A 5,905-nucleotide genomic window follows, 5' to 3' on the forward strand; every position below is an offset into this window, starting at 1 on the left:
ACCCGCCGGATGTCGGAGCGGGCGACCCACGCCCTGGCCCAGCGGCTCGGCGAGGAAGCCATCGCCGCCCACCACGGCAGCCTTTCCAAGGAGATTCGATTCGACGCCGAGACCAAGCTGAAGGGCGGGCTGGTCAAGGCGGTGGTCGCCACCGCTTCGCTGGAGCTGGGCATCGACGTCGGCGCGGTGGACTTGGTGATTCAGATCGGCAGTCCCCGCAGCCTCGCCGTGGGCTTGCAACGGATCGGGCGAGCCGGCCACGCACCCTCGAAATCGGAAGACGGCTATGGCCGGCTGATCCTGCCGAAGGGACGCATCTTTCCGGCCTCGCGTGACGAGTTGGTGGAATGCGCGGCTTTCATCCGCGGCGTTCGCAAGGGCAACCTCGAGCGGACCCGGGTTCACGAACATCCGCTCGACATTTTGGCCCAGCAAATCGTCGCGGCGGTGGCTTCGGAGGAGATCGGTGAGGACGAGCTGTTCAAGCTCATGACCGGCGCCTGGCCCTATGCCAAATTGGAGCGCGGCGAATTCGACCAGGTCGTTTCCATGCTTTCGGAGGGGATCGCGACCGGCCGCGGCACCCGCGGCGCTTGGCTTCACCGCGACGGGGTGAGCCGGCGCCTTCGCCCGCGGCGCGGAGCCCGCTTGGCCGCTTTGACTTCGGGCGGGGCCATCCCCGACAACTTCAACTATGCGGTCGTCAAAGAGCCGGAGGGCTTGGTCATCGGCACGCTCGAGGAGGATTTCGCCGTCGAGAGCCTGGCCGGCGACGTTTTCCTTTTGGGCAACAGCTCCTGGCGAATTCGGCGGATCGAAGCCGGTCGGGTGCGGGTCGACGCGGCGCCGGGACAAGCCCCGACCATCCCATTTTGGCTGGGCGAGGCGCCGGGCCGCAGCATCGAGTTGTCGGCCGAGGTTTCGGAGCTTCGCGAGTTTTTACAGCCCTTGCTCGAAAAGCCGGAGCCGGCGATCCGTTTTTTGGAAGAGGAATGCGGCCTTGATGCCGCGGCCGCGGCCCAGCTGGTCGAGTACTACCGCCAAGCCCAACGGGCCCTCGGCGCCCTGCCGACTCAAGACCGCCTGATCGCCGAGCGCTTCTTCGACGAGGGCGGGGGAATGCAACTGGTCATTCACGCTCCCTTCGGCTCCCGGATCAATCGAGCTTACGGCTTGGCGCTGCGCAAGAAATTCTGCGCCGGCTTCAACTTCGAGCTTCAAGCCGCCGCCACCGACGACGGAATTTTGCTTTCGCTGGGGCCGCAGCACAGCTTTCCGCTCGACTCGGTCTTTCATTTCCTTCCTTCGAGAATCGCCGAGGATACCCTGGAGCAGGCGGTGCTCGACGCGCCGGTTTTCGGCGTCCGTTGGCGCTGGAACGCCACCCGAGCCTTGGCCATCCTTCGCCAGAACGGCGATAAAAGAGTGGCGCCGGCGATTCAGCGGATCCGGAGCGACGATCTTTTGGCCGCAGTCTTTCCGGACCAAGCCGCCTGCCAGGAGAACGTCACCCGGCCGATCAAGATTCCGGACCATCCGCTGGTCAAGGAGACGATGCGCAACTGCCTCCACGAGGCAATGGATTTGGAAGGCCTGGAAACCGTGCTGCGGCGAATCGAAGCCGGAGAGATTACACTTTTGGGCCGCGACACACCGACCCCTTCGCCGCTGAGCCACGAAATCCTCAACTCCAACCCCTACACCTACCTCGACGACGCGCCGCTGGAGGAAAGGCGGGCCCGGGCGGTGTCGCTGCGGCGGACGCTCTCCGAAGAAGACCTCAAGGCTTTCGGAGCCCTCGATGAGGAGGTCATCGCCAAGGTCGAATCCGAAGTGTGGCCCGATTTGCGCAGCGCCGACGAGCTGGCCGACGCCTTGCGCGATCTGGGGACTTTGCCGGAGACTTCGCTATCGCCGGCCTGGTCGGATTGGATGGCCGAGCTGCTTGACGCCGGCCGGGCCTTGCGCCAAGGCCGGCACTACTACGCGCTGGAACGGAAAGAGCTCGCCGAAGGCGCTTTGGCCGGCGACGAGGAAGCCGCCACCGCGGTCTTGCGGGCCTGGCTGATGGCCGGCGGCCCGGCCACCGTCGCCCAATGGGCCCGGAAGACCGGTTTGGACCCGGGCTTGGTCGAGCGCGGCTTGCTTCGCTTGGAGAGCGGCGGCGGCGTCTTGCGCGGAAAATTCCGTCAATCGGCTTTGGAGGGCGGCGCCGAGGAGTGGTGCGACCGCGAAGTCCTGGCTCGGATCCATCGCCGCTGCCTTTCCCAGCTTCGCCAGGAAATGGCGCCGGTCAGCAGCGCCGAATTCATGCGCTTCCTCCTGCGCTGGCAGCACGTCAGTCCCAGCGGCCGGCTTTGCGGTGCTCCGGGCTTGGCCGAGGTCATCGGGCAATTGCAGGGCCTTCAGCTTCCGGTCGCGGCATGGGAGAAGGAAATTTTGCCGGCGCGAGTCGCCGACTATCAGCCGACCTTGCTCGACGAGCTCTGCTTGAACGGAACGGTGGTCTGGGGCCGGCTTTCGCCGGGCCGGATCGAAGAAGAAGAGGGGCTCAAGCCGGCGGCCAAACGCCGGGTTGCGCCGAACCGGAACACCTCGCTCTCCTTGATGCTGCGGCAAGATCTTCCTTGGCTCCTCGATTTGACCAGACCAAAAGCCGATTGGGCCGAAGGGCTCGGCTCCTCGGCCCGGCAAATCGTCGACCTGCTCGATCAGCGGGGCGCGATGTTCTTCAATGAGCTCCAGGACGTCACCCGGCGGCTGCGCAGCGACCTCGACCAAGCGCTTTGGGAATTGGTGAGCGCCGGCGCAGTGACCTGCGACGGCTTCGCCGGTTTGCGTAATCTCATCGATCCTTCGCGGCGCCGGGAGAAGGCGCGGCTTTTGGCGCGCTATGGCGGGGCCCGGGGGCCGATGTTTCTCGGCGGCGGCGGGCGTTGGTCCTTGCTGCGGCCCAAGCGGAGCGGGGCTTCGGCGGCCAAGGGACCGCTGGGCGAGCCGGCCGAGCTCGAGGCTTTGGCCGAGCAATACTTGCGGCGCTGGGGCATCGTGTTTCGCGATCTCTTGCTCCGCGAATCTTTTGCGCCGCCTTGGCGGGTCTTGGCTGGGATTTATCGCCGGCTCGAGGCCCGCGGCGAGATCCGCGGCGGGCGTTTCGTCGACGGCTTTGCCGGTGAGCAGTTCGCCTTGCCCGAGGCGGTGGAGGCGCTCCGCGCCACTCGTCGGGCCGATGCCGCCGACCGCGAAGCCGCGCTCGAGATCTCGGCCGCCGATCCGCTTAATTTGACCGGAATTGTGACGCCGCCGCCGCGGGTTCCCGCAACTTTGGCCAACCGCCTGCTCTTCAGCGGCGGGGTCCCGTCGCCGGTCGAGGCTTCGGTCTATCCTTTTCGCCTGCGGCGTTGATTCATTTTGTTGAGGAGAAAACCCTGCTCAAGCTGGCGACCAATTCCTGCCAGGATTTTTGGTCGGCTTCGGCATTGTAAGCGACATTGGCGATCCCGCGCTTCTCGGCGCCGGGCACGGTGAAGGCGTGAACCGCTCCGGGATAGACGATGAAGCGGTAGCTGATCTTGGCTTCGTCGAGCTTGGCCCGGAACTTCTGGATCGTCTCGGCGCTGATGAAAGTGTCGCTTCCACCGTGGAAAATCAAAAGCTCGCCGCGGACCTTGGTCGCGGATTCGGGGACCGGCAGGGAGCCATGGAAGCTGGCGCTCAGCTTGAGATCGGCGCCGCTGAAGGCCAATTGGAGGACAGTCGCGCCGCCGAAGCAGTAGCCGATAGCCGCCAAGCGGGTCGGGTCGACATTGGGTTGGCGGCGCAGCGTGTCCAGCGCGGCCTGGGCTCGGGCGACCCATTCGGCGACGTTGGAAGTGGTTTCCTTGGCCATGGCCCGAGCCTCGTCGGGATGGGCCGCAACTTTTCCGTCGCCGAACATGTCGCCGGCGAAGGCGACGTAGCCCAATTTGGCCAATTGATCGGCCCGCGACTTGGCGTAGTCGTTCAGACCCCAAAACTCGTGAACGACTAAAATCCCGGGCCGCTTGCCCGGAAAGGCGTCATCCCAGGCCAAATAACCTTTAAAGTTTTTAGCGCCGACTTGATAGTCGAGGGTCTTGCTTTGCAGGGCGGCGACGGCGTCTTGAACGGATCCAATCATAGCGAAGAGGGCGAAAATCGCCAGAATCACGACTTTTTGAAAGCGACGCATAGGGACAACATAACACGAGCGCTTTCGACAATGGACGCTTTACTTTCACTTCCCTTATCCTCTATTTCCACCCAGCGGGGCGAATAGCTCAGCTGGTTAGAGCGCTGCCCTTACAAGGCAGAGGTCACAGGTTCGATCCCTGTTTCGCCCACATTAAAGTGCCCCAAGCCGTTTTCCATCGAGTGACAATCCAGCTCACGAAACCATGAGCCATTCGATTCCCTCAATGAATCCGGTGCCCTCGGCGAAGCTTCGTCATTTCTTGAGCGGCTTCAAAATGGCAGAGTCATTGTTCAATAATTGCAATGGCTTGGCCTCTTAATGCCGCATCGAGTTAAATTTTTCGCTGCAATTAAATTAGCCAAGCCCTTCAAAACTCATTAAAATCTTGTACGTTCTTTCATCAATTGAAGGAGGTTTGCGATGCGTCGATCCCTACTTCTTGCCCTTATGCTGCTCGTGGCCTCTCCATCCTTCGCAGCCACGGTCGCGGATGTGACCATGCCCGACAGCATGCAGGTCAACGGTAAAAATCTCGTGCTCAATGGAATGGGACTCCGAAGAAAGATCGTGAAGGTCTACGTTGCCGGTCTTTATCTGCCGGCCAAGGAAACCAGCGCCGAGAAGATTCTCTCCTCTGATACCGAACGGAACGTCACGATGCAGTTCGTCCGCGACGTCGAAAAGGCCAGTATCTGCAATGCCTGGCATGAAGGCCTGAAGAACAACACCCCGAGCAAGGCCTCCGCGCTCAAGGGCGATTTCGACACGCTCTGCAACTACATGGCCGACATGAAGGTCGGCAACAAGATGAGCTTTACCTATGTTCCCGGCCAGGGGACGACGGTGGCGATCGACGGCGCCAACAAGGGGACCATCGCCGGCAAGGATTTCGCGGATGCGATGTTCGGTTGCTGGATTGGGCCCAATCCGCCGGGCGCCGATTTCAAAAAAGGCTTGCTAGGAGGTTGATCACTCATCTTACTCCACCAACGAAGGGGGAATGACATGAAGACACTCAAAGCCTTGGTCCTCGCCCTATTTTTCGGCGCTCTCGCGGCCTGCGGATCGTCGGGCGACGATCAACTTTTCTACGTGTCGTTGGGCGATTCTCTCGCGGTCGGGGTCCAGGCGGATCCCACGACCGGCGAAAGCGTCGAAACCAACGAGGGGTATGCCGACCAGCTCTTCGCCGCTCTGCAACAGGAGTTTCCCAATTTGGAGCTGGTGAAGTTCGGCTGTCCCGGCGAAACGACGGCCTCGATGATTGAGGGCGGAGTTTGCACCGACCGTTACGAGACGGGGAGCCAGTTGGAGGACGCGGTCGAATTCCTGGTCGAGCACAAAGACCAGATCCTTCTGACCACGATCGACATCGGAGCCAACGACGTCCTGCAGGGGGCGCCGACCTGCCTGCCGATCACCGATCCGGCGGCCCAGCAGGCCTGCTTCCAGCAGCTCTTCCAGGGCATCGGTTCGAACCTCAGCTTGATCACCAGCCCGCTTTTTTCCGCCTCCGACGGGGAGTTTCCGGTGATCGGGATGAACTACTACAACACCTTCTTGAATGCCTGGTTCTCGGGACCCCAAGGCCAAGCCTTGGTTCAAGCCACGGTGGGTTTGCAGGCGGTATTCAACAACGATGTCTTGGGACGGGTCTACGGCCTGAACGGATTCCCGGTGGCCGACGTGGCC

At 62.5% G+C, this 5,905-nt stretch carries 4 protein-coding genes and 1 tRNA gene; 4 read left to right on the forward strand and 1 reads right to left on the reverse strand.

Annotated features, from left to right (window positions below):
* A partial coding sequence (locus VJR29_11035; protein ID HKY63945.1) for a helicase-related protein occupies positions 1-3,405 on the forward strand: 3,405 nt, incomplete at its 5' end.
* 1 nt (position 3,406) lies between these two features.
* On the opposite strand, the gene VJR29_11040 is transcribed toward VJR29_11035, so the two are convergent.
* Positions 3,407-4,210, reverse strand: coding sequence for a dienelactone hydrolase family protein (locus VJR29_11040; GenBank protein HKY63946.1), 804 nt, complete (start codon positions 4,208-4,210; stop codon positions 3,407-3,409).
* Between the two features lie 77 nt (positions 4,211-4,287).
* On the opposite strand from VJR29_11040, the gene VJR29_11045 reads away from it, so the two are divergent.
* The 3 genes from VJR29_11045 to VJR29_11055 all read left to right on the forward strand — a co-directional run.
* Positions 4,288-4,361 (forward strand) — tRNA-Val (locus tag VJR29_11045).
* Between the two features lie 272 nt (positions 4,362-4,633).
* Positions 4,634-5,182, forward strand: a complete 549-nt coding sequence (locus tag VJR29_11050; protein HKY63947.1) for a chalcone isomerase family protein — start codon at positions 4,634-4,636, stop codon at positions 5,180-5,182.
* A 36-nt stretch (positions 5,183-5,218) separates the two neighbouring features.
* Positions 5,219-5,905 (forward strand): SGNH/GDSL hydrolase family protein (locus VJR29_11055; protein HKY63948.1); only part of this gene is annotated, 687 nt, incomplete at its 3' end.

The organism is bacterium (assembly GCA_035281585.1).
Classification (GTDB): domain Bacteria; phylum UBA10199; class UBA10199; order DSSB01; family DSSB01; genus DATEDP01.

Excerpts from the sequence above, each read along its gene's own strand:
- VJR29_11050 (HKY63947.1), top strand. The coding sequence starts at position 4,634 with ATGCGTCGATCCCTACTTCTTGCCCTTATGCTGCTCGTGGCCTCTCCA.
- VJR29_11040 (HKY63946.1), bottom strand. The coding sequence starts at position 4,210 with ATGCGTCGCTTTCAAAAAGTCGTGATTCTGGCGATTTTCGCCCTCTTC.